Annotated in this window: 16 protein-coding genes; 13 read left to right on the forward strand and 3 right to left on the reverse strand. The window is 46.1% G+C overall.

Features of this window, described 5'->3' with window-relative positions; all coding sequences use genetic code 11:
* Nucleotides 1-530 precede the first annotated feature (530 nt).
* The 3 genes from ACP7H9_RS09835 to ACP7H9_RS09845 form a co-directional block, all read right to left on the reverse strand.
* Entirely contained in the window at nucleotides 531-815 is a 285-nt protein-coding gene (locus ACP7H9_RS09835) for a type II toxin-antitoxin system RelE/ParE family toxin (RefSeq protein ID WP_235598890.1), read from the reverse strand.
* A complete protein-coding gene (locus ACP7H9_RS09840) occupies nucleotides 812-1084 on the reverse strand; it encodes a CopG family ribbon-helix-helix protein (protein ID WP_034818393.1) in 273 nt (90 codons plus the stop codon). The genes ACP7H9_RS09835 and ACP7H9_RS09840 overlap by 4 nt, the downstream gene beginning before the upstream one ends.
* Nucleotides 1085-1573: 489 nt before the next feature.
* Nucleotides 1574-1750: a hypothetical protein gene (locus ACP7H9_RS09845; RefSeq protein WP_439222678.1), complete on the reverse strand. Its 177-nt coding sequence runs from the start codon at nucleotides 1748-1750 to the stop codon at nucleotides 1574-1576.
* Between the two features lie 994 nt (nucleotides 1751-2744).
* Here ACP7H9_RS09845 and ACP7H9_RS09850 point away from each other — a divergent pair.
* The 13 genes from ACP7H9_RS09850 to ACP7H9_RS09910 all read left to right on the forward strand — a co-directional run bounded on the left by ACP7H9_RS09850 (nucleotide 2745) and on the right by ACP7H9_RS09910 (nucleotide 24446).
* Nucleotides 2745-3302, forward strand: coding sequence for a hypothetical protein (locus ACP7H9_RS09850; protein WP_439222679.1), 558 nt, complete (start codon nucleotides 2745-2747; stop codon nucleotides 3300-3302).
* Entirely contained in the window at nucleotides 3292-5634 is a 2343-nt protein-coding gene (locus tag ACP7H9_RS09855; RefSeq protein ID WP_439222680.1) for a hypothetical protein, read from the forward strand. The genes ACP7H9_RS09850 and ACP7H9_RS09855 overlap by 11 nt, the downstream gene beginning before the upstream one ends.
* Nucleotides 5631-8591 carry a tyrosine-type recombinase/integrase gene (locus tag ACP7H9_RS09860; protein WP_439222681.1) on the forward strand — a complete coding sequence of 987 codons (2961 nt, stop codon included), beginning with the start codon at nucleotides 5631-5633 and terminating at the stop codon, nucleotides 8589-8591. The genes ACP7H9_RS09855 and ACP7H9_RS09860 overlap by 4 nt, the downstream gene beginning before the upstream one ends.
* Nucleotides 8588-9820 (forward strand): hypothetical protein, encoded by a 1233-nt coding sequence (locus ACP7H9_RS09865; RefSeq protein ID WP_439222682.1) that lies wholly within the window; start codon nucleotides 8588-8590, stop codon nucleotides 9818-9820. Before ACP7H9_RS09860 ends, ACP7H9_RS09865 begins: the two co-directional genes overlap by 4 nt.
* A gap of 124 nt (nucleotides 9821-9944) precedes the next feature.
* A complete protein-coding gene (locus ACP7H9_RS09870; RefSeq protein ID WP_439222683.1) occupies nucleotides 9945-11096 on the forward strand; it encodes a tyrosine-type recombinase/integrase in 1152 nt (383 codons plus the stop codon).
* A gap of 283 nt (nucleotides 11097-11379) precedes the next feature.
* Nucleotides 11380-13953 (forward strand): SLBB domain-containing protein, encoded by a 2574-nt coding sequence (locus tag ACP7H9_RS09875; protein WP_439222684.1) that lies wholly within the window; start codon nucleotides 11380-11382, stop codon nucleotides 13951-13953.
* 127 nt (nucleotides 13954-14080) lie between these two features.
* The gene (locus tag ACP7H9_RS09880; RefSeq protein ID WP_110013753.1) at nucleotides 14081-14389 is read left to right on the forward strand and encodes a hypothetical protein; all 309 of its coding nucleotides are present in this window, start codon (nucleotides 14081-14083) and stop codon (nucleotides 14387-14389) included.
* Nucleotides 14390-14529: 140 nt separating this feature from the next.
* Entirely contained in the window at nucleotides 14530-15213 is a 684-nt protein-coding gene (locus ACP7H9_RS09885) for a YjbF family lipoprotein (RefSeq protein WP_286823297.1), read from the forward strand.
* An 8-nt stretch (nucleotides 15214-15221) separates the two neighbouring features.
* Nucleotides 15222-18089: a YjbH domain-containing protein gene (locus tag ACP7H9_RS09890; RefSeq protein WP_439222685.1), complete on the forward strand. Its 2868-nt coding sequence runs from the start codon at nucleotides 15222-15224 to the stop codon at nucleotides 18087-18089.
* A gap of 45 nt (nucleotides 18090-18134) precedes the next feature.
* A complete protein-coding gene (locus ACP7H9_RS09895) occupies nucleotides 18135-20039 on the forward strand; it encodes a nucleoside-diphosphate sugar epimerase/dehydratase (protein WP_110013751.1) in 1905 nt (634 codons plus the stop codon).
* 19 nt (nucleotides 20040-20058) lie between these two features.
* Complete coding sequence (pgi, locus tag ACP7H9_RS09900) at nucleotides 20059-21528, forward strand: glucose-6-phosphate isomerase (RefSeq protein ID WP_439222686.1); 1470 nt, start codon at nucleotides 20059-20061, stop codon at nucleotides 21526-21528.
* A gap of 125 nt (nucleotides 21529-21653) precedes the next feature.
* Entirely contained in the window at nucleotides 21654-23927 is a 2274-nt protein-coding gene (locus tag ACP7H9_RS09905; RefSeq protein ID WP_439222687.1) for a S8 family serine peptidase, read from the forward strand.
* Between the two features lie 24 nt (nucleotides 23928-23951).
* A complete protein-coding gene (locus ACP7H9_RS09910) occupies nucleotides 23952-24446 on the forward strand; it encodes a hypothetical protein (protein ID WP_110013748.1) in 495 nt (164 codons plus the stop codon).
* Nucleotides 24447-24461 lie beyond the last annotated feature (15 nt).

Raw genomic sequence — 24461 nt, forward strand, 5'->3', positions numbered from 1 at the left:
TTGATAGGTCTAATTTATCCCAAAACTGGGCCACTTAAGCCGGTTTCCTTGGCAAAGTGGCCCAGCTATGGGAGGTTGGGTCTTGGATCGGATTTGGTCGGTGTAATTTATCCCAAAACTGGGCCACTTAGGCCGGTTTCCTTGGCAAAGTGGCCCAGCTATGGGGGATTTTGGTGTTGGCTCGGTTAAATTTTCAGGTGACGTGCGACGCTCGCTCGGCTGGGTACTGATTAATATCAGGCAGGTAAATTGACATCCTCCCCCCACCTAAATCGGTGGGGGATTCCCATTACAAGGGCGCACACTAAATTGCTTTAGGTGCAAGTTCCTGCTTCATCGAGCGGCTAACGCCGACTCTCCACAGGCTAACAAGCGGTGTCCCCGCTCTAAAATATTTAATGCACCAACAATGTCTGTATTGTTAGCGGCCTCATTTAAGTTCTCTGAGCAATGGTGTCAACAACCCAAACTTTCAGGCTTTCGCTTGGTGTGAACCGACAAATGAGCCGGAATCAAAAACCTCTGGAGACTTACGAATAACCAACTTCTTTCTGATGCCGAACTGCAAGAATAATCGTTTTAATACCATCGTAACGGTACAGCGCGACATAACCGCTCTGGCCAAAATCAATGAGCCACTCTCTAAATTCAATAGGCATATCATCCAGCGGACGGCCAATCTCGGGTTGGTAAGCCAAAATATGGGCGTTCTTACGAATGCTTTTGACGGCCTCGCGAGCCACTATCGGATCGTTATCTCGCAAAAAATCATGTAAACGTTGAACGTCTGCTAAGGCGGCCGGAGACCAGATCACGTGTGACACGTTGGCAGCTCGGCATCGTCACCCGATTCAAGTATGGACAACCATTCATCGGTTTCCGTTTGCGTCAAATGCAAGCCATTACGCTGATAATCTTCCCAGGCACGAAGTGCGTCTTGCTTAAAAGCTTCTCGTTTTTCTTCTCGTTCAACATAATCCTGGATCGCCTGACGCATGATCCAATGTGCTGAACGATGACGAACATCTGCCAAATGCTGCACGCGTTTTTTCATATCATCATTCAGTTTTACGGATGTTGCCATTTTTAACCTACCTAAGTATTAAAAGGTAATACCTTCTAATACTATCGCATAAATGTCGTGTTATCCAATGATGTTTACTGAATACCAAATCAGTGTCTTACCGCATAATTAACTAATCGGTCTGCTCGGGTTCTACCCAGATTTTACGGGCACATCTAAAACGAGGCGTTATATGCCGATAAGGAGTGTTCATGACCAAGGCAAAAAGCTTTTACACATTCGGAAATCTTGCGCTAAACTACTTAAATCGGTTGTTGTGCTTGAGGAAGCAAAAATGAATACGCTCGAAGCGATTTTTGTCGGTGCCGCACCATTTGTCTTGGTAGTCGCGGTTGCACTAACACTTTTCGTTTTTCCGGGAAGTCGGAAAAGCGAGGATTAAGACACGCGTTCTTGATGCAGTCGGTTAAGTCGTTTTACTCAGTGCTGCGACTAAACAGCAAACACACTCGATACCACTTCTACTCATTATCAGCAGAACTATTTATCTCAGCTTACGTTATTGTCATCAATAATCGGGCCACTTAACCACTGCTTATCTTTAGAGTTGAGTTTGAAACTGCCAGCCGGGCTTTTTGATAATAACTCGTCAAGGCTGTACTTGTTGATATGTCCCGGCTTCTCGTCTTTCGTTTTTTGTTCACTATTTGGGGTCTGACGGTTCATTCGACACTCCTTCTGTTTAAAGAATTAGTTCGGCTAGCTCTTGCGCCTGACTGGTATATTCATTGAGCCCAAGCAAAAGCTCCGACTCTTTGTGTGAAGGCTTTAATTTTTCTGCCGTTGTCTCATTCATTCCCTGCGCCCCTTTTCTAGGCAACGGATTATCGAGCGTTATTTTTTTTAATTACCTCATTAATAGCGAATAGTCATCAGCGATGCTGATATTGACTAGTATGATGCGTCTTTAAATTTTTAGCAAAAATCCTGATTAAGGCGTTATGATTAGAGTTCAATCTTCAGAAAATCTTCTCATCGAGAGACTATTTTTAAAAGGGTTACGTGCTATGACAACTGGACAATTATGGCTACTGTTGATGCTAATTGTTGGATTAATAATCTTTTTTGGTATCGGTATCTGGGGTATCAATCGACTTGATGCGTCAGAGAATAACTCCCAGACGTGATTCATACGTTAACGCACTTACGGGTAAGCTTCTGACCAAAGGTACGAAAGAAAAGCCCATCAGGCCAGATAGGGGCTCTCAGTCTTCGGAGGGCTTCGTAGACAGTGATGCCCGAAGCCCTTAACCCTCTCAGAGGCAATTATTTTGGCCGGTTGTGTGGTTGGAGTTACTTTCTTACAGATCAATGGCGTTCTATGGACAAATCCTGACGGTATTTGAGCGTAGAAAAACTTTTTTCGAAGAAGTTTGTAACAAAATGTTACTTTCGGAGAGTCAGTCTAAGTAATCATTTAAAAAAGCAATAATTTTAAATAACCCTTATAAAATTAGGGGGAGGTGTTAAAAGTGAGCGCTTACCATCGGTTTTTATAAAAAATATTTTGTTATATACGCTGCACGATACCGTTTTTGAAAGCCGGTACTAGGTCGGCTAATTTAGCCAGACCTACGGACTTCAAAAAGCTCAAAAAAGCGATAAGCTCGTTTCAAATGCAGTTAAAAAAACGGTTGCTATGAGACAAAAACGCTTGAAATTGAGTGAGATAACATTTGACGTACGAAAATTTAATTTAGAAGCGGTCGCGCGCGTTGAGCGCTTTATTGACGAAATAGTTGAGCGTGACTTATTAGAGCGCATTTGTAAGTCACTGCATTGCGTTCGAGTCGCGAGGCTAGGTACAAAATATATTGCGCTCGATGACGTCTTGTTACTTCGCGAGCTCAGCCTGCGTTTTCATGACTTAAAACTGAAATTTGCAGTCATCAACTTTGATGACGAGCACGAATTTAATAAAGTGCTGATTGACAGTACGGTAACGCAACACCTCAGCGTTACAAGTTCATTCGAACTTTATGCTCATCAGAAATTTGGAGTTGAACAATTCAAAGTACGCGCCTTACTTCGCCTTAATCGTTGGTCCTATGTATTTGGAGGAAGCACTGACAAGATAACGACAGCAATCAAAAAGATGCGATTCGAAGGTGAAAAACTGTCGATATCGAAAAGTCAGGCGCCCTCGAAGCGAGCAAGTTTAAAAAACGCACTTGAGGCAAACGAAATCTTTGGCAGTGAGTTGTTTGATGATGAGTAATGTCGACGATAGCCTGCTTGAGGAGATGATTGCGCACTTTCACTACCCTGCCGACAGTATCGGCGAGCACGCCGCAAAACTAAGCCTCTTCTGTCGCTATTTTATCGACGTCAATTTAAGTTTAAGCGCATACCAGATGAATCGTTATCGCGTATTTATTGGCCGACTCGATGCAGAGAAACGAACGAGCGCTGTTATGCAAAACATCCGACGCAAAGACTTGCACTCGCAGCTGCAGGAGCATCCGTTTTTCTCGACGATGTCGTTATTGCCTGATGCGTCGGAGCAATACGCTGAGTCACAACGCTCAGAGCTTCTTTATATCTTACTCGCGCATTTATGCAGTGCGCGCGGCTTTAACGACTACGCGGCATGTTTGCAGTTTTATAATGCGTTTTTAAAAGTAGACTCGTCTGAATGCTGTCGTGTTGATGAGTTAAAAGCGCGAGGTATCACGGCACAATTTGCACTCGATAGTACATTGTCCGAACTGCGCCGCGACCTACGTCAAGTTGCGTTGAAAAATGACAATAAAACGTTAGACAAGGTCGCGCGCTATTTTCAGCCGCCACAGCAGCGGCGGATCGATTTAGCCGCGCTTCGTAAGAATAGCATCATCGATACGACGAACAAGCATACCTTCGCAGAGGTCCGCATGGATGAGGCTGATATTGCGTTAATGCAAACGACAAACCAAGCGGGTGAGGAAGTCGGGCGCTTTACTCAAGTGACGCCGCATCTTGAGCGCACGCAATCACAACGAAAGCGGTCTTATCAGACTCAACAGTCGGCTATTAGCAATGCGCTGAGAAAGCATGAATTAGCACTTCCTTTCTCGTTTTCGAGTGCAACCGTGGGCGAGCTGCGCACAGCGCTAGAATACATCAGTCAAAGCTTTATTTGTGGCGAACTAGAAGACGTGAACTTGCGAGAAGCAAGTATTCTTTTGCGCCTCATGCTCAAAATGTTGACGTTATCCGATGTCGATACGTTTTATTTGCAAAACGTCAGTGCGGGAAGCTCGAGTAAAAAACATGCTGATACGCGTGAAATGAAGGTGCTGCGTTACGATCTCGACGGAGCGCGAAAACATGTATTCGCGCAGCTGATATTGCCTGCCAAACTCATTGATACGAGCCCCCCCGCGGATGATTATCTATACGAAGAGAGCTGTAAAAATTTAAAGGTAAAGCTGCCAAACCCTCTTGGTAGCTTATTAAATATCGTGTTGCGAAATAAAAGCAACTCACCCGAGCGTAATGACGCTGAGCTTAGTAACGTACTGTTTGTCGATGAAAAAGGTTATCGCCGTTTCATTAATCATGTACTTAACGAGACCGGACTGAAAAAAAGAGGCATCACACGACGCGCACTTGAAACAGCATTTTTTCAGTTTGCACGGGAGCAAGCCCCTGAAACATTTCTTAACTTTCTAAAAAGTCAGAGTACGGTGCAGAGTCACTATATCAACGTGACGAACAAGGAGCTCGAGACAACGCTGTTAAGCGCTTGGGATAATTTTGTCGACAACGTAGGTATACGTATTGATAGCAAGGATACACACGAAAATAAATCAAGCTCGCGTTTGTCTGACTTTGCCGATAATGAACGACAAGGCTCCGTTCGCTCGATAAAAGATGACGCATTAACGCTTTTATACGAGCAGTTAATTAACACACTGTCACAGCAAATCGATGATAGAGCGATTATCGAGGCATTCAATAATGTTGCGCTTTATTGTTATATGCGTATTGCAACCCGTGTTGCGCTAAGACCCGTATCAAAACCTTTTCCGGCGCATCGCCATTTTGACAAAAATAGTGGGTTATTAAGCGTTCGGGATAAGCGAGCTCATCATAAAGATGAGCGACGCCTTATTGTATTAACCAATGCGTTGTGTCAGTTACTTTGTTCGACCAGCACATTGTGCGACGCGCTGTCTGCTCGCTTTGCGATACAGCGGCCACCGGCTTTAGTAATGTTTTTGTCGGTTGACGAGACTGACACATGTCGCTGGGAGCATTTGTCCAGAACGCGCGTTGATGCACAAATAAAAACGCTTATTGATGATGAGGTATCGTCGCAGGCGTTTCGCCATGTTGCGGCGAACGCGTTTCTTAATGCATCGATTAATGACTTCTCTCAAACGTCGATGAATGGCTTTATGAATCACTCGCGCTCTGGCACCGGTTTGTTGTCGAATTACAGTCTGTTTGATATCCGCCTCATTGCTGCCCAGCAAAGGGAGCGTATGCAACGGGACGGTGAACAAATAACAGCAAACGATGCATGCGTTCTCGATCTAATAAATCGGTTGGGAAGTGCGTTATGAGCGATTTTACTCAAACAAATATCGCCCGTGCGCTAAGCGGCTCTCATAAGCTTGTGCGCAATGAAGTCGACGTTGTTTTTGCGGTATTAAATAAGCATTGTCGGGACGCGCTTAATGCAGATAAACAGGTTGCAGAAAACTATCTACAACGCCGCGCACTGAGGGTTTATCAATATGCCAATACCAACGAGTTGCTTGAAGCGCTGTGGCTGAGTATGCGTGCGCTTTATCACTTTAAAAGCGAACATCAGGTGTTAATTCAGCCTGTTGAGTTTCGACCCTTAAAGCAACGAGAAACGCTCATTAATGAGCATAACCCTGTCTTTTTGCTCCAATCATTGCTTGAGCGAAAGCTTGACGACGCAATCGTCTCATCAGTGTTTCATCAATTTAGCGACCCCCAGCGCTATTTGTTACACGCCTTATACATTGCCAAACGCTCGCACATCAGCGATAGCAAGACGTTAGCGTTGGTGCTTGAGGCTAAGCAGAGCGATTTATTGTGTTTCAGCGATTTACATAGAGCATCGGTATTGATAGAAACGCAGCGTCGCCAGCGCGTATGGTTAGATGCAGAAGCTTTGCTACATCTTCGCCGAGCACAGTCGATTAATGCTTCAAAAAAGCAATTTTTAAACAAGGCATTTGAGCAGTGGTGGCAGAAGATAAGAGCGACAGAGCCGGCGATGGCGTCTACCGCGCTGTCGGTTGATGATGCGCTATTGGCACTTAACTTTCAGACAACACCGCTTGCTGCAACCTCGCTATCGACAGTTACAACAGTATTGTCGGACGAGTCATTGATATTGGCGTTATCAGGCCAAGTTGACCCGAACGAATGCGGGACTCAAACGAATCATGTCAGTCGTAAGCGGCAACGCAAGACAGCGATTGCGGCATTGACGGGTGACACATACGATAAAAAAACATTTGGTGTTGATTCCGGGCTGAGACTTGCGTTTTCGCCTGAGCACAGCGCCGGGAATGCGGATAGGCAGTTGATTGATGCAATGGGTCGCATTTTGTTGACGTATGAAAAGCAAACCGCCATATCGGGCAGAAGCGGAAAAGCCTTCAAGAATGCGCGCTCTGCGATTGAGCACTTGCTTTATAACGCACTGGCTGAGGGTAGCGAGCAGGCACCATCGTTATTAACAAAACTATTAACGCTTTTTTGTGCAGATCTTTTTGTACACGGTAGTCCGAGCAAAAAGAATTTAGAAGCAAGCTCGATACGAAGCTATCGGTCGACCCTCAAGGTTTTTTTGGCTAAGACGTTGAGCGATGAGGAATTAGTTGTTGATGCCCAGTCTAATGTTGATGCGCTCTATGAGCTCACGCATCGTTTAGCTGATGCCATTTCTGATCTTGAAGCTACTGATAAGCAGAGCACGGTGCTGCGATTTTTGCAGTACGTTCATGAAATATCAGAGCTTCGATTGTATGACTTTGATGAGCTTGAGCTTGCTGGTGTAACGGTAGAGAGTGTCAGAGCGCACTTCATTCCAGCGCAACTGTTCGATGCGACGTGTCATGCGTTTCTTGCGATGCGCTCAAGCGCGCGTGAACAAACGGCTTTAATGATGCAGCTTTGCTATTACGCTGGATTAAGACGCAACGAAGCGTTACTGCTTGCCGTTGATGATATCAATGTCGAGAGCGATGTGCTTTATGTGACAAAGTTTGCTGGTCGAAAAACGGCCAATGCGCCACGTAAAATTTCTCTGGCGTTATTACCGCAGTCGTTTTATCTGTCGCTTTTGAATTACGTTGAGATGCGCTCTAAAACCCATGAGCGGCTGTTTGATGCGCAAACCGTGCAAGTGCATGAGCGCGAGTTTATGGCGCTTTTGCGTGAACAAACTCAAATCCCCGATCTGGTTGTTCATTCGCTACGCCACTGCGCGGCTAATAATTTATTGCTTGTTTTAGCGCAAGGTGCGTTTCCGTCCATCCAGGCTGCCATTGGTCGATATTTTTTGACACAACAGAATTCAGGTGAAGGTCTAACCAAAGAGCCGCACGAACTTTTCTCATCTAAGCAGTTAGAGCGTATTCACCAGGCTTTGTTAGCGGAAGGGCGAGCACTTAATAGTTACTTTCCGATCCTTGACTTTTTAGCGATGATCTTAGGTCACGCGACGCCAGGAACCTCAGCGGCAAGCTATCTCCACTTTTTTGACCTGGTGACATTTGAATTAAGCTCTATGCGCACCTCACCGCTTAATAAAAGCGTATTGCATAATCTGTTGCCGCAGACGAACGCGCGCTTCGAGACGATCAAGCGCGTGTTTACGAGTAACAACAAAGAAAAAGCGCTATTCAAAACAGCGATTTTTGGGTTAGCGGATGCGAGAAAACTCACGACGCAGGTACAACGGTCAGTTCAGACTGTTGATACGGTTATCACGTTCAGTGACTTCATTGATGCGCTTTATGATTATCAGTATCGTCCCTTAAGTGATTTATCGATAAGTAAGCACTTACAACGCTATTTCGATGGGTTAACTGAGCTTCCCGATGTACAGTTTTTACAGCAATTATCGCCGAGAGCTTTCCCGACCTGGATCCGTTTTCAGGAGCGAATGACAGCGCAGCGTTGGCTGTCGGTTGAGCAAAATGCAATCAGCACGTTGAAAAGGTGTTTAGAAAACGAGACGGTCAGTAATAAGCGCGATGCCGAGCAGACACTTCGTGCATTTAAAATCTTGGGCTTAGGTGATTGCATTATGGAGCTAAATTGTGATGATAACGCCTGGAGAGCAATTGTTGAAAATTCTGGTCATCAAGTCAGGATCAAACAAACAGAGCAACAACAGAAGAACGCGTTGCAACTTGAAATGCGGATAAGACCGTTTCGCTTACGCTGGCCGCTTTGGGACAAATTACAGAGTATCGTGTGCTCATTGGAGCTTTATACTGTATTTCGAAACGGTGATGATGAGACGAAGAAATGAAGTTAACGATACACAACGATAACTTAGTGCAATCAATAGAGCTTATGATGAAGCTCTCTGAAAAAACGAGAAACAATGTTGACGTCGACCATTCGTCCGTAATGGAAGTCGACCTTTTGCAGAATTGTCTTGCTATCGCTACGCCTCCCGGATTGAAAAAAGGTTTCTCTGAAGTTAAGCGCACCATTCTTTACAAAGAAGAAGCAAAGAGCGCATTACTTAAAATCGATTTGGCAGCCATACGGCGCTTTAGCGCACAGCTAAAGAAGCTACCGTATCTAGAGCTCGACGTTGACTTAGAAAATGAGCAGCTGGTGTTTTCCGGTGCAACTAATTTGTCAGAAAAGCTCATGCAACGTGGGCTTTTTGAAGATGAAACCATGCATAGTGAGCAGGCCGTTTATCGAATGAGCGCTCAGGTGATTGAGCGTAACGAACGGATGGAAGCAGTCGGGGTGAGAGATGAATATCAGTTCTCTTATCAGATTGAGCACAAAGACATTATGTTGTTCGAGCGAACGTTAAAATTAACGCGCCATTCTACCGGCGGAAATTCTGCCGTCGGTAATATATCTATGTTTCCGCGAGGGGTAGCGTTGCTCGTCAAAGGAAAAGGGTTTCAAGTGCTCGCACGCGCATTTGTTGATGAGTCGCACGACAATGTCAATAAAGAGCCGCTCCGGCTTACGGTGAAGCGGGATAAACTTGGCCTTCTGAATCATGCGCTGTCGATTGTTGCTCGTCAGAGAAATAGTGGTATCAGCTTCTCTCGCTCGCAGATTGTTGTCCATTCACATTCAATGGAGTTTAGGATTGGTTTGGGGGAGGCAGATAGGAAATTAACGCCGCTGAGGCTTTCAAAGCAAGAAGGGAAGATCGTGGTAATGGCGAACAAGTTAATTCATGCCTTAAAAGAAATTGATGTTGCTTCTCAAAAGTACCCACTGAATTTGAAGTTAACCGGAGAGAGGGCACTGGAAGTATCGTTAGCAAACAAGTCTCGTTATGCGGCTCACCGGGTCGCATTGAAAGTTGATGATGCCGCCGCATTTACTCATAAAACGATAGAGGTCAGTCGCGCGTTGATGTTTCGATCAACCGAATTATTTGCCGACGAGGATCTGTTAATGACCTTTGAGGAAAAAAAAGAAGCGCTCATGGTAGAGTTCTCATCGAAGCAATCAAAAAGCACTGTGTTGTTAGATGCTCGACTGATCAGCCCTTCTTAATAAGCTTAACTAATAAACAATCTATGTGCTCAATGGTTCAATAAGGCTTTGTTCGAAATTTGACCTTTCCTCAAAATGCTGTATATTTGTACAGTGTTGACTGATATATGAAGGAAGCCTGGCCATGATTCACTTGCGCACACGCCATGACAATATTCTCGAATATGATATTTGCTGCTTTGGCACGCGATTTCGAGAGTCATCACGACTGATCGCAACGCCTGCGAATCAGAAAAAGCTGGAAAAGCACGTAAAACAGATGAATGCGGAGTTGGCCTTGGGGGTTTTTGATTATGCAGAGCATTTTCCTGAGTCAAAGAAGTTAGAAAAATATGCCCGGCTGAGACGCGCAAAACAACCCGGTCAGGTGGCGCCATTATTTTCTGATTACGCGCAGCAGTGGTTCGAGCGAAAGCGTCACGAGTGGAAAGTCAGTTACTGTGAAAGCTTGGAGTCGACGTTATCCCGCTATCTTTTACCGGAATTCGGTAACACCATTGTCAGTGACATTACGTTAGCTCAGGTACAGCGGTTTAGAAGTAAGTTGTGTGAGCGTATTAATAATGAAGGTGGCCGATGTTTGTCTAATAAACGAATAAATATCATTCTTGTCCCACTGATCAGTTTACTTTATCTGGCATCCGAAGAGTGGGACTTTGAGTATCCGCTAAAAAAGCTTAAGCCGCTGAGAGAAGAGCCAAGCGATCCGCGACCGATGACTCAACAACAAGTGAAGTCGTTTCTGAGCGCAGTGCCGAGAAATTGGCACGACTACTTTTTAGTTCGTTTTCATACAGGAATGCGAAGCTGTGAAATCCATGGATTACAGCTGGAAAATATCGATTTTGAGCATCAGTTGATCCACATTCGGTTTAATTATGTGCGAGGCCGGCTAACTGACGTAAAAACACCAAAGTCCCGCCGAGACATTGTAATGACGCCAACCGTTGCCGCGGCTCTTAAACGAACAATGAATAGTAGAGCCTCAAAAGGGAATTTTGTTTTCAATTCCCAAGGAGGTAAGCCAGTAACAACGTATGAAGTGTCCAATAAAGTATGGTACCCGACACTTGAAAAAATAGGCATTGCTCCAAGGACGCCCTATGTCACTAGGCATACAGCCGCAGTATTGCATCTGGCGGCTCATGAAAACCCGCTGTTTGTTTCCAGACTGTTAGGACACAGTTCAACTCGCATGCTTTATGATGTCTATGCGCCTTACGTGGTGGATGCTGTACGGAATGATGGGAGTGCCTTTGAGCGGTTAATGCAATGAATATTAAGAGAGTTGTGGAACACAATATGTAACAGAGTTGCGACCGGTAACTCTATCGTCTCTGGAGGACAAGCTTTAACGTCTTATTGTAAAAGACTACCGTAGCTTTTTTGTTAGTTAACTTATAAAATGCTGCGATTATTGAAGTGTTTAAAAAAACGCATAAAGGGGAAATACTTTGGTCTCGTTGAAATCTTTCTTGTCTGGTTCGGCATTATACTGTGCGGTGCTGCTATTGGTTGCTTCAACTTTTGGAGTAATGAATTCGGCTAGCGCGCAGTCTATGCCAAGTCAGAGCCAAATAGAGCAATTTAAAAAGCTCCCCCGGGCCCAGCAAGAAGCTTTGGCACGTCAGTATGGTGTTGACCCTGGCCTGTTGAATGGTTCGACTAATAGTTCATCGAGTTCGTCACAGCAAAGTGAACAAGAGCCGGTAGTCACTCCGCGCCAAAACAGTAACGGTTCAGAAAGTAACGAGGAGCAGGCACGGGAGAGGACTAAAAGAAAAGAGGAACCTAAGCCTTTTGGTTATGATTTGTTCGCCGGGGAGCCTCAAACCTTTGCGCCTACCTCGTATGCACCCGTTCCTTCAAATTATATTATGGGAGTGGGAGATACCGTAAAAGTACAGCTTTTTGGTAAGGAAAGTCGGAGCTATGAGCTAACAATTGATCGTGAAGGGAAAGTATTTTTGCCTGGTGTTGGAGAACTGACATTAAACGGACTGAATTACAGTTTAATGAAGGAGTTGATTCAGAGTCAGGTAAAAGAGCGCATGATTGGAATTAATGTTGCCGTCTCGATGGGTAGTTTGCGATCGATTCAGGTGTTCATAGCGGGCGAAGCGTATAAGCCTGGTTCCTATACGGTCAGTTCATTATCGACAATCAGTCAAGCACTTTATGTTGCTGGTGGTGTGTCTGATATTGCTTCATTACGATCTATTCGATTAATGCGAGCGGGTGAAGTGATTACTGAATTTGATTTATACAATCTACTTCTAGAGGGCGATGCGTCGGGCGATACTTTGTTACAAAGCGGTGATGTGGTCTTCATTCCACCCCGGGGCGAGATGGTGACGGTGAAAGGAGAAGTAAAGCGGCCAGCTTTATATGAGTTAAAAGGTGACGAAACAATACATGATGCTTTGCGTTTTTCTGGCGGAGCTGGGGAAGATGCGTATTTGTCTGTTGCGCAGTTACAACGAATTACTAATGGTAAACGTCTAATCAAATCGATTGACTTAACCTCTGATAAGCAATTGAGTCAGCCCCTTAAAGGCGGTGATGTGCTGACTTTAAGACAAGTATCGGATTCACTTGATAACAGTTTATTGCTTGTTGGGGCGGTGTCGCGACCAGGTTATTATGAGTGGGAAGAAGGCTTACGCATAAACGATGTTTTGCGTGATAGTCGCTACGCACTGCTCGACCAGGCTGATTTAGACTACGGTTTAGTGGTACGAGAAACCGGACCGAAAAGGGACATTAGCCTTTATCAATTTAACGTAGCTGAAGCGATAAGTGGGGATGCAGAAGAAAATCTTGTTCTGCATGAACGCGATCAGATTGTTATTTTTAGCCGCTATCAGACGAAACAAGAAGAAGCACAGCAACTTTCTCGTTTTGCAATGAGCAAACGGGAGAGGGCCATTGAAGAGCAAAAGCTGAAAAGTGCTAATGTAAAAACACCGGATACCGGTGAAGTAAAAGAAGCCACGGCTCTTTTTGGTAAGCCCGATAGGGATGACACTAAGATATCAGAAGCGAATTTAGCGGCGTACTCCCGAGAGAAGCTTTTAGAGCCAATTATGCTTCGTCTTCGGCAGCAAAGTTCGACTTCTGCAAGTGCTCCTTTGGTTTATGTCGCCGGAGAAGTGAATTATCCGGGCGTCTATCCGTTAGTTGAGAATGCCAGTGTTAGTCGGCTTTTAGAAGCCGGAGGTGGTGTGAAAGATTCCGCGTATCTGGCTCGTGCCGAGGTGACTCGATTCAGCTTTGGTGATGGCTCGGGTCAAACCGAGTATTTAACGGTAGCGTTGAAAGATGTACTGAATGGTGAAACTGATGTACCAATTCAGGGCCGTGACAGGCTGAACATATTGAGTATCCCTGAATGGCAAAATACTTATGAGGTGACGTTGCGTGGTGAAGTCCGGTTCCCCGGTACTTACGCCATTAAGCGTGGTGAAACGTTAACGCAGCTAATTGAGCGTGCCGGTGGCTTTACCGAGCATGCCTTTATAGACGGCGCCATTTTTACTCGTCAAGAACTTCGAAAGCGGGAAGAAGAACGCAAGCGTATATTGGCTCAAGAACTACAAAAGGAAGTAGCCGGTAATATGATGACAGGAACCGGTGACAGCCGTGTGTCTTACAGTGAAATGCGAACGCTTTTGTCTGACTTGTTATCGGCAAAGCCGGTTGGCCGGCTGATTATGGACTTGCCCAAGTTACTCAGTAGCAATGGTGCTAATGATGTGCAGTTAAAAGACGGGGATACGCTGCATGTACCCTCTAACACTGATTCGGTTAGCATTATGGGTGAAGTGCAAATGGCAACTTCATATCGTTTCGACCCTGAAGTGAGCGTTGGTGAATACATTGAACGCAGCGGCGGTACGAAAGAAAAAGCCGACGAAGAACGTATTTATATTGTTAAAGCGAACGGTGCCATTGAACCTTATGAGAGCGGTAGCAGCTGGTTTAGCTTTAGTAGTAATAGCCAATTAGGGCCGGGTGACACCATTATTGTGCCCATGGATACAACCTACACTGAGAACTTAGAGTTGTGGTCACAGGTTACTGGCATTGTTTATAATTCGGCTATAGCCATTGCGGCAATAAACGGGCTTTGACTGTAAAGCTATATAAATGCTATTTGCATTTTAAGGTGTAGCGGCATAATATGAAGCTTGCTGTTAACTGGAATGTTTTCAGTCTCAGCGATACATGTATCTATATCTCTGGAGTGAGGTGAATATTATGAAAACTTTAGCATTATCAGTTATTGCTGCGTTAGGTTTAGCGACCGCACCAGCAATGGCACAGCAAGAAGGTTCGACCGGTGCAGCCGGCGCATCTGCTTCAACTGCCGGTATTGGTGGTTTGTCTACTCAGGCATTAGTTTTTGCAGGTGTTGCAGGGGCAGCAACTGTGGCAGCGGTTTCTGACAGCTCTTCTAATTCAATTATTGATGACGAAGATCCTGAAAACCCAGAAGAGCCAGGTACAACAGTAACCGTTACTGGTACTGGTACAAATACTTACACAATTACTGTTCCTGTTCAGTAATTGTTTGCGGTTTAGTGTAAGTTGGTGAAGCGCTTCGCTGAACTTACTGAAAAGAAACTGTGATAAAATACCGCCGTAGGGCGGTATTTTTTTGTCCGGTGAACTTTACTTTTGACTTAAGCTGAATAAGAGACTCGTTCATGTTAATTCGCTATTGCCTGCTCGCTTTGTTTGGGGTTGTTACCTACGGATGCACCGCCGTTACCGACGAGGTTCGCGAAACGGTTGAATACGCTTTTAAAACACAGCAGGACGCTGAGCTTTCTTCTGAAGAAATAGAAAAATTTCCTTATACCTCGCTTTACGCACAGTGGGAAGAAAAGCCACGCACTTTAATAGTGCTGGGTTTTATAGATAAACCGAACGACAGGCACTTTATTACAGCCGAGAAAGAGACGTTAGTTATACGTAACGGACGTATTATTCGAACTCAGAATTTAAACGGTGACTTACTAGCCGCTTCAAATCTAGAGCAAGACCCGTTGCAATGCATTGTAAATCAACCTAATGATTGCAAGAGCCGCTGGCAGCGTAACTACGACTACCAAATGCAGGAACGAACATTTAGCCGTACTGTTGTATCTCAGTTTTCGGTTGTGGAAGAGCAAACTCTGGAAATGCCTTTTGGTAAAGTGAACGCCACTTTAGTGCAAGAGAAAGGCCGCTTTGAGCTTAGCGGTGAAACCTTTACAAATCGTTTTTGGATTGAAAGCGACGGGCATGTGGTAAAAAGTGAGCAACAGCTATTTCCCGGTGAAACTTCTCTTACCTTAACTCAAGTGACCTGGATAGGTCGTGATTATTCTAATAAAGCAGCGAAATGAGTCCGTTCATGAAAAAAACATTGTTACTTCTCCTCCTGTTAGCCGCGTTTTCAATTTCTGCTTTTCCGGCAATCGGCGAAACTCAGAAAATTGCGTTTGACGGACCGGTGCGTCTGCAGCAGGCGTTATCAGCAATGGAAGAGCGGGGGGAGTTAGAAAACATTTATTGGCCAACAGCTCGTTTGGTCAAGGTTGATGAACAAAAAACGGTAGATGAAAAAAAGCGAAAAGTGCTGGCAGAGTTAGCCGAGTTGGAAAACTACTGGCGTAACCGCAGAGAAACGAATAAAGCCGACTCCGCTGCTATAGTGGCTCGTCAGATAAAAGCTTGGCACTTAGGCAAGCAACTGGTAGGCGAAATAAGTATTGAGGGCGCGCGTCAGCAGCTAACTGATAACCCGTTGTTGCCGAAAGGCCGTTACGAGTTGGTAGTGAGCAATAGGCCAAATTTTGTCTATGCCTATGGTTTGTTTTCTGAGCCGGGACGATATGAGTTTCACTCAGGTAAAACCGTGGCTCATTGGATAAACAGTATTGAAGCAGAAGCTCAATTACTGAGAGCTTATAATAAAACTAAAGCTGTAAAAGTATCCGTCTCGGGTGAAACTGAGAGTAACTGGGGTTACTTTAAACAGGATGATACAGAGCTTTTACCGGGCAATATTTTATGGTTAGGTTTTGAGCAAAATCAGCTGCCGCCCAAGTTTAAGAATTTGAACAGTAATATTAGGGAGCTTTTAAAGCATTTTGTTGCGGATGAGTCTGTCAGAAGTAAAACGAATACGCCTTTATATACACTGAGTGATGCACCGACACCTAAAAACCATTGGTCGCGTATGGATTTATCGCCTAGCTATAATAATTATGGCTCTGTAGGTTTAATGCAAAATCCAACTGCGCGTATGGCGAAAGAGGGTGAGTTAGCGATCACTTATTCTGATATGGACGAGTACCGACGTTACACAGTCAACTTGCAACTCTTACCCTGGCTTGAAGCCACCGCATTCTATACACGATTCCCTAACCGTCTATACAGCCAGGTTCCAGGGTTTAGCGGTGACTCAATATTGACCGACAAAGGCTTTGATGTAAAAGCCCGCTTATGGCAAGAAAGTTACTGGTTACCTGAAGTGAGTGTGGGCTTACGAGACTTAGCGGGCACGGGGCTTTTTGATGCCGAGTATATTGTGGGCAGTAAACGTTTTGGTCCAGTCGATATTAGCTTAGGCGTCGGTTTTGGACGTTTAGGGACGTACGATGATGTGTCTAACCCTTTTTGCGAGATATCTGACGAGTACTGCGATAGAAAAACAGGATTTAGCGGAAAAGGGGGGGAGCTGGAATACGACCAGTGGTTTACCGGGCCCATGGCGTTGTTTGGTGGTGTTGAATACCAAACTCCCTGGGAGCCTTTAACATTAAAAGCTGAGTATGAAGGCAATGACTATAGCCGTGACAATGCCGGTGTGCCTATTGTTGCAGACAGCCGCTGGAACTTTGGAGCGAACTACCAGGTCACGGATTACTTCGACGTACAGCTCAGTTACGAGCGTGGCGATACGCTCATGTTTAACTTTAGTTTGCGCACCAACTTTAATGAGCTAAATCAGGTGAAAACCACTCCGCCTAAAACCCAGCCGCAGAAGCCAAACGCTAATAAGCTGAAGGATGTTGACTGGATAGCTATGCGGAGCGAAATGATTAAACAGGGTGCGTTTAGTGGCGCTCGTTTTGCCGCAACCGATGATGAAGTGACTATGTACGCGTATCATCGTCGTTTCCGGAACAGTGACGAGGCCTTCGACCGTGCTGCGCGTATTATGGCAGCAGAGCTTCCTGAGTCAGTAAAAACTTACAATATGGTTGATCAAGCGCTGTTTAATCCGAGTGTGAATACGCAGGTTAATGCGGAAGAATTTAAACGGCGAATTCGAAACGAAGAGCCGGGTAAGGGCGTTGATGAAACCAAGGAGCTTTTCACGCGCTTGGATCCGGAAGAGCCACCGGTTAAAGACAGTGACGAGTGGAAACTTAACCCTGACTATCGTTTCAGTAACAGTTACGGGCTAAAACCCTTCTTCAAACAAGACTTCGGCAGCCCCGAAAACTTTCAGACGTATCAGTTGGGTGTCTTTGCTTTTGGGCGCCGTTGGTTAGCGGAAAACTTAGAAGTGTTTGGTGAAGTTGGCTTTAACGTGGCAAATAACTACGACGAGTTTAACTTCCTGGGTGGTGGGCCGTCTGAATTACCCGAAGTGCGCACTCAAGTAAGACGTTACATTAAAAATGATATTTGGTTAGACTCTGCGCAGGCTACTTACCATAAACGGCTTGGTGAGGACTGGTTTGCGATGGCTTATGCTGGGTATTTAGAGCGCATGTTTGGTGGCGTTGGGGCTGAGGTTCTATATCGGCCGATAGACAGCCCATGGGCTTTTGGTGCGCATATTAACCGAGTGCGACAACGGAACTATACTGGCGGTAGTGGCTTCTTAGATTACGAGGTAACTACGGGGTTTGTTAGTGCCTATTATCAAATGCCGTGGTTGTCAGATACCTTATTACAACTCGACGTTGGTCAGTTCCTGGCCGGTGACCAAGGCGTTAATGTGACGATGCAGAAGCGCTTTGATAGCGGTGTCATTGCCGGTGCATTTGCCGCCTTTACGGATGTGTCGGCCGAAGAGTATGGCGAAGGAAGCTTTACCAAAGGCTTTTTCATTAGTATTCCGTTTGACCTGATGAGCGTAAGACATACTCGTGAGCGTATTGGCTTTACCTGGGTGCCGCTGTCTCGTAACGGCGGTCAACAGTTGCAACGCAGAGCGCGTTTGTACGATTATACAGACGACAGAGCGCCGTTTTATAACCGTTAAAACAGTCTGAAAAGGATGTAGACATTGAAACTTTTTAAGCTACTAATGCAGCTGCCTCGCAACGTTAAGCGAGGCATTGGCCTAATTATGGATATAGGCTCAATAACTGTGGCTATGGTTTTAGCGTACTTACTAAGCTTTGATGCCATAATGCCATTGCGCTGGTCGCAATGGATTATTCTTGGCGGTGTAATTTTAGGGATTACGCTAATTGCTTTTATTCGTTTTGGTTTGTACCGGGCGGTAGTGCGTTATGTTGGCTTTAAAGTATTAAGCCTGGTGTTTTTTACCGTTATACTCAGTGGCGCACTGCTGGCGGTTGGTGCCTTGTTAATGGGTATTTCTTTGCCCGTGTCTGCTGTTGTGAATTATGTGCTTATTGCCTTTTTACTGACCGGTGGCAGCCGGCTGGTGGTCCGCGAGGGGTATCAGCGGGTAATGAGTCGGCAGAAGGACCGAGTCATAATTTATGGCGCAGGCTCTGCCGGACGGCAGTTGGCGCAAGCGATATCTAATGGCGATGAGTTTCACCCGGTGCTGTTTGTTGATGACGACAGCGGTTTACAGAACACCTCGGTGTTGGGGTTAAAAGTGATACCGCCGGAGAATATTGACAAGGCGATTCACGAACTTGGCGTTCAACGCATTTTACTCGCTTTGCCCAGCACGCTGCGCTCGCGTCGCCGTCAAATTCTGGATGCTCTGGAAGCCCTACCGGTAAAAGTGCAAACCGTGCCGGGCATGGCCGATATGGTGAACGGCGACTTGTCGATTGACCAGTTACAGGACGTTAGGGTAGAAGATTTGCTCGGTCGGGACCCGGTAAGCCCTGAGCCGCAGTTAATGGAAAAACACATTACCGGACAAACCATACTGGTTACCGGGGCGGGTGGCTCTATTGGCTCTGAGCTTTGCAGGCAAATACTTAAGCAGCGACCTAAGGCGTTGGTATTGTATGAGTTGTCTGAATTTGCTTTATACGCTATTGAGCGCGAGTTAACGCAAATTTGCCAGCAACAGGGCATTGGTGCTGAGATCATTCCAGTGATAGGCACAGTACAGCGGCGCAACCGCATTGAAACCGTGCTGAAGGCTTTTACCGTGGACACTGTATACCATGCGGCGGCTTATAAGCATGTGCCTTTAGTTGAGTACAACATGGTTGAAGGCGTGCGCAACAATGTATTTGGTACCTGGCATACGGCGGAAGCAGCTATCTCGGCTGGTGTTAAGCAGTTTGTGTTAATTTCCACCGATAAAGCCGTGCGGCCCACTAATGTCATGGGTACCACCAAGCGCTTGTCAGAATTAGTATTGCAGGGGCTGGCACAACGCCAACGCGAAACGCGCTTTTCTATGGTGCGTTTTGGTAATGTATTGGGCTCGTCGGGCTCCGTGGTGCCGTTGTTTAAAGAGCAAATTGAACACGGCGGGCCGGTCACCGTAACGCACCCCGATATTACCCGCTTTTTTATGACCATACCCGAGGCTGCGCAGCTCGTGATACAGGCTGGCACCATGGGACATTCCGGCTCGGTGTTTGTGCTGGATATGGGTGACTCGGTTAAAATTGTCGATTTAGCTCGTAAAATGATCCGCTTGTCTGGCCTCGAAGAGCGTACCGAGAAGAACCCGCATGGTGACATTGCCATAGAGTTTAGTGGTTTGCGCCCGGGTGAAAAGCTATACGAAGAACTGCTAATTGGCGACAATGTGGAAGCCAGTGACCACTCGCGTATATTGCGTGCCAATGAGCAGTCGCTAAGTTGGGACGAAATGGAGAAACTGCTGGGACTGTTGGATGACGCCTGTCAGCGGTTTGCGATAGACGAGCTGCGTCAATTATTGCTGGACGCCCCAACCGGCTACGCACCAGCTGACAACCAGATTTGTGATGTTATTTGGAATAAACACCGCACCTGTAGTGAAGACGAAACCGATGTTGCCTGACGTATAAAAGGACGAAATAATGATTAAAAACGGACCTTACTTAGCTTTAGATACCAGCTACCAAAAACTTTCAGTGGACGAACTGCTTGAAACGGCCGGCAAACGCCTACCTGAACACTTCGATGAACACCGCCAGCAACTGTGCCGCGGCGAATACCGCAATATAAGCGAAGACCGCCCGGTCACTCATGTACTCAGCCGTTCCGTGCACGCGGTGGCAAAACAAAGTAACCGCAAAACCCGCTTTGTGGATACCGTGCAAAAGCTGCGTTCCGGCCGTTGGTTAGGCAGCACCGGAAAACCCATTACCGACGTAGTGAACATTGGCGTGGGTGGCTCTGACCTGGGGCCGCAGATGGGCGCTTTTGCCTTGAGTGAATTTGCGGATGACGCCGCAGTGCACGATTTGCAGGTGCATTTTGTGTCCTCTATGGATGGCGGCCAGCTGTATGCCGTGTTGCCTATTGTTGATCCTGAAACTACCGTATTTATTGTTTCGTCTAAGTCGTTTGGCACGGTAGACACTTTTGCTAATGTGGACACAGTACGAAAATGGGTAGAGCCTCAGTTAACTCAGGAGCAATGGCTGGCAAACCACGTGATAGGCGTGTCGGCCAATGTACAGGGAATGACGGATTACGGTATACCACCGGCTCAGCAGTTTACCTTTGGCGAAGGCGTAGGTGGGCGTTTTTCGTTGTGGTCGGCGTTAGGTTTGAGCATAGCGTTAACCACTGGCATTCGACCTTTTGAGCGCATGCTGGAAGGCGCTAAAGAAATGGATGAGCATTTTTTAGATGCTCCGCTGGAAGATAATTTACCGGTTTTGTTGGCGCTTTATGGCGTGTATAACCGTGAGCAACTGGGCATTAATAACTTAGCCATTTTGCCTTACGACGGTCGCTTGCGTATGTTGCCAAACTACTTGCAACAGCTGGATATGGAAAGCAACGGTAAGCAGTACACTGCCGAGAATAAAGCCATAGATTACCCCACTGGCCCTATTATTTGGGGCGGTTTTGGACCTAACGGACAGCACGCGTTTTTCCAGCATTTGCATCAGGGTTATGATCAGTTTACTGCGGACTTTGTCACCGTGCTTAAACGCGAAGCCCCGGGCTTTTCGGAAGCTACCCGCAGTGGTTTGGCCGAGCAGCAGCGTTTGGCTGTAGCCAACTGTCTGGCGCACCGGCGTTTAATGTGGGACGGCAGCGAGAATGCCGGTTCACCCAGTGACCATTATCCGGGCAGGCACCCGTCTAACCTGCTGATAATGGACGAACTGACCCCCGAGAGCTTTGGCGCCTTAATAGCCGCCTATGAGCACAAAGTGTTTACCCAGGGCGTTATTTGGGGCCTGAACAGCTTTGACCAGCCCGGCGTGGAAAAGGGCAAGAAAATTGCCATGGACGTACTGCGCGTACTGGACGGCGAAAGCGACGAGTCCTTTGACCAAAGCACCGACGCCATTATTCAGCGCATGCGGTGATGGGGTGATTGTTGTTTTTTAATTAAACCTCCGTTAAAAATTGGTTAATTTTTTTTGTTTACAAAATATCAACAGTCTCGTTATAGTGTTGTTCCTTCAAGGGGAACAATAATAACGAGGTAAAAATGCCAATTAAACAATTTAAACTAACGGCATTATCAGCTGCTGTTGTCATGGGTTTAGCAGCCTGCGGTGGCAGTGGTGATGATAATTATGCACCAACAGTTTCGGCGGAAGTTGCTGGCGAGGGTATGCAATGGATGGGGGTTCAGGGTCAGGTTAATGCAACTGATCCTAATGGAGATTCACTCACCTATTCTGCTAGCGTCGTAACACCTGAAGGTGAAGATTCACCTCCAGGCACAGTAGAAATTAGCGATGATGGTAGTTTCGTCTATACGCCAATGCGTGCGGAGCCTGCGGTAATCGATATTACTGTAAGTGACGGAGAGCTAGAAACGTCGCAGCAAGTGACTGTTGAAAATGTTAAGGGTGATCCGCTTGCTGACCAGCAGTGGCATTTACGTAATACCGGCCAAACTGGCTTTGCTATGGCCGACTCAGTATTTGAAGCTTGGCGTGAACTGCGTGTTGCTCAGGGCTGGACTGAAGAAGAAGCTGAAGCTGCATTCTTTTTTGATGAAAGTATTCTGGTTCCAGGCGAAGACTTGAACGTTATTGGTGCTTACCAAAAAGGTATTACCGGTGAAGGTTCCATTTCTGTTGTGGTCGATCAAGGGTTAGCAATTGACCATGAAGATCTACAAGAGAATGTTCTACCTGGTCGCTCTATTAACTTGATTCCTGGTGCTCGTGATCGCACTGACCCAACTGTATTGGGCGATGGCGGTGACCACGGAACATCGGTGTCCGGCCTGATTGCAGCAAAAGGCTGGAACGGCTTAGGTGGACGAGGTGTTTCTCCTAATGCCAGCTTAATTGGCATGAACTATCTAGGCGGAAGTGGTACACAGACTGATCGCAACTATATGATGGTTCACGGCATGGCGGGTTCAGGTATTAGCCCTAGCGAGAACATTGTTACGTTTAACCGTAGTTACGGCACGTCGGCACCAGTTCTATTCGCTACTGACGAAATTGACGAAGAAGTGATTAGCTACCCGGCTAAACAATTACGTAACGGTTTGGGGGCACTGAACATTAAATCGGCCGGTAACTCATTTAGCGGCGCTAATAGCTATCCGCAAGCTTCTCAGCTTTGTGCGGCACAGCAGGCCGGAGTGGTTGAAGGTATGGCTCGTGTGCTGAGTTGTTTAGATGGTAACTGGGATGTCGGAAACGCCAGCTTCTATACCATCTCAATTGGCGCAGTAAACACTGATGGTAAGCGCTCCAGCTACTCGACAGCAGGTTCTAACCTATTTGTTGCAGCTCCAGCTGGTGAGTATGGTGATACTGAACCAGCAATGGTAACTTCTGACCAGACAACTTGTACTCGTGGTTATGCTAGCTGGGCTGCTTATGACAGCTTTATGGCAACCAATGGTGCTTTCTTAGCTAATCTGGGCATTGATGCTTTCCACGAGCGCGTCTATCCGTTTAATAACCCAATGGGTGAATACAGTGAGAGTAACTTAAGCTGTAACTATACCAATACTTTCAACGGAACATCTTCTGCAGCACCGAATACTTCAGGTGTTGTTAACCTAATTGCCGAAGCGAATCCAGAATTAAGCTGGCGTGAAATTCGTCATATTCTGGCCGAAACGGCTACTCAGGTTGATCCTGATAATGCTCCAATTGAGCTGACTGTTGGCGATGGCACTTTCGTTGCGCATCAGGGGTGGGTAGAGAACGCCGCAGGCTACAGTTTTAACAACTTATATGGTTTTGGACGCCCTGACGCAGGTACAGCTGTTGAACTTGCTATGTCAGATTCGGTCGAATTACCAGAGTTGATTGAAACAGAATGGTTAGAAACCGTCTTGACTACACCTGTTGCAGTGCCGGATAACAATGCCGAAGGTGTTTCAATTGAAATTACCGTTGAAGAAGACGTAGCTATTGAAGGCGTTCAATTTGGTTTGTCTGTGCGTAATCAGGCAATGGCTGATGCTTATGATGGTGTAATTTCAGGTACAACTGCTGGTTCAGATATCGCTATTGAAGTGACGTCTCCTGCAGGCACTAAGTCGGTGATTGCAACATCTCGTACTTCTTTAGGAGCGTACTTTGGTATAGGTTCACTTGGTGGTAATTTGGATCACATTTATCATCCTAGTAGCCCATTGCTGACAAACGCATTTTTAGGTGAATCATCTGCCGGAACCTGGACAGTTCGTGTTATTGATACGAATGGTCAAGATCGTGGCACGTACCTGAATAATACGGAAAACAGCCTTGTTGATCAGGTTAATGTCCGTTTGTTTGGTCATTAATAACAAGGCAAAGGAGAAGAAGTTATGAAATTAACAATGATGGCTTTAGCTGCATCAGGTTTATTGATGACAGGCTCTGTTGTCGCTCAGGATCAGGCTGTCGATGATCGTCTGAATAATGATAGCCAGAAGAGTGTAGTAAAAGCAGAGTCACCAAAAGAGGTGTCTGAAACACGTGCGTTTGGTACTTACCGTATGATGAAGTCAGACTTGGGCGGGGCGAAGGACGCTAAGCTTACTGGTGGTGTTCAGGTGTATAACGAAGTGACACGTAACGTTGCTACAATTAGTGGTAACTTGACGGTTTTGGCTGGTGAACAAGGTTTGGCTGCTGTAGCACAAGAATTTGGACTAGCAATTGTTAGTGAAGATTCTCGTGTTGGTATGGGCTTGCTGAAAGCACCTGAAGGAGCCGACTTAACTGCTTTAGTAGAGCAACTACGGGCAAGCGACTTAGTTCGCGCTGCTCGTATTGAGGTGGTTGAACCTCGCAACGAGTTGCACGTTATTAAACGTTAGTTCTTGTTGTAGTGA

It is taken from the genome of Idiomarina sp. ST20R2A10, from assembly GCF_051842345.1.
GTDB classification, from domain to species: domain Bacteria; phylum Pseudomonadota; class Gammaproteobacteria; order Enterobacterales; family Alteromonadaceae; genus Idiomarina; species Idiomarina loihiensis.

Coding starts and splice junctions, on each gene's coding strand:
- ACP7H9_RS09870 (WP_439222683.1), top strand. CDS start 9,945: ATGATTCACTTGCGCACACGCCATGACAATATTCTCGAATATGATATT.
- ACP7H9_RS09910 (WP_110013748.1), top strand. CDS start 23,952: ATGAAATTAACAATGATGGCTTTAGCTGCATCAGGTTTATTGATGACA.
- ACP7H9_RS09905 (WP_439222687.1), top strand. CDS start 21,654: ATGCCAATTAAACAATTTAAACTAACGGCATTATCAGCTGCTGTTGTC.
- ACP7H9_RS09855 (WP_439222680.1), top strand. CDS start 3,292: ATGATGAGTAATGTCGACGATAGCCTGCTTGAGGAGATGATTGCGCAC.
- ACP7H9_RS09880 (WP_110013753.1), top strand. CDS start 14,081: ATGAAAACTTTAGCATTATCAGTTATTGCTGCGTTAGGTTTAGCGACC.
- ACP7H9_RS09895 (WP_110013751.1), top strand. CDS start 18,135: ATGCAGCTGCCTCGCAACGTTAAGCGAGGCATTGGCCTAATTATGGAT.
- pgi (WP_439222686.1), top strand. CDS start 20,059: ATGATTAAAAACGGACCTTACTTAGCTTTAGATACCAGCTACCAAAAA.
- ACP7H9_RS09890 (WP_439222685.1), top strand. CDS start 15,222: ATGAAAAAAACATTGTTACTTCTCCTCCTGTTAGCCGCGTTTTCAATT.
- ACP7H9_RS09840 (WP_034818393.1), bottom strand. CDS start 1,084: ATGGCAACATCCGTAAAACTGAATGATGATATGAAAAAACGCGTGCAG.
- ACP7H9_RS09885 (WP_286823297.1), top strand. CDS start 14,530: ATGTTAATTCGCTATTGCCTGCTCGCTTTGTTTGGGGTTGTTACCTAC.
- ACP7H9_RS09875 (WP_439222684.1), top strand. CDS start 11,380: ATGCCAAGTCAGAGCCAAATAGAGCAATTTAAAAAGCTCCCCCGGGCC.
- ACP7H9_RS09860 (WP_439222681.1), top strand. CDS start 5,631: ATGAGCGATTTTACTCAAACAAATATCGCCCGTGCGCTAAGCGGCTCT.
- ACP7H9_RS09845 (WP_439222678.1), bottom strand. CDS start 1,750: ATGAACCGTCAGACCCCAAATAGTGAACAAAAAACGAAAGACGAGAAG.
- ACP7H9_RS09865 (WP_439222682.1), top strand. CDS start 8,588: ATGAAGTTAACGATACACAACGATAACTTAGTGCAATCAATAGAGCTT.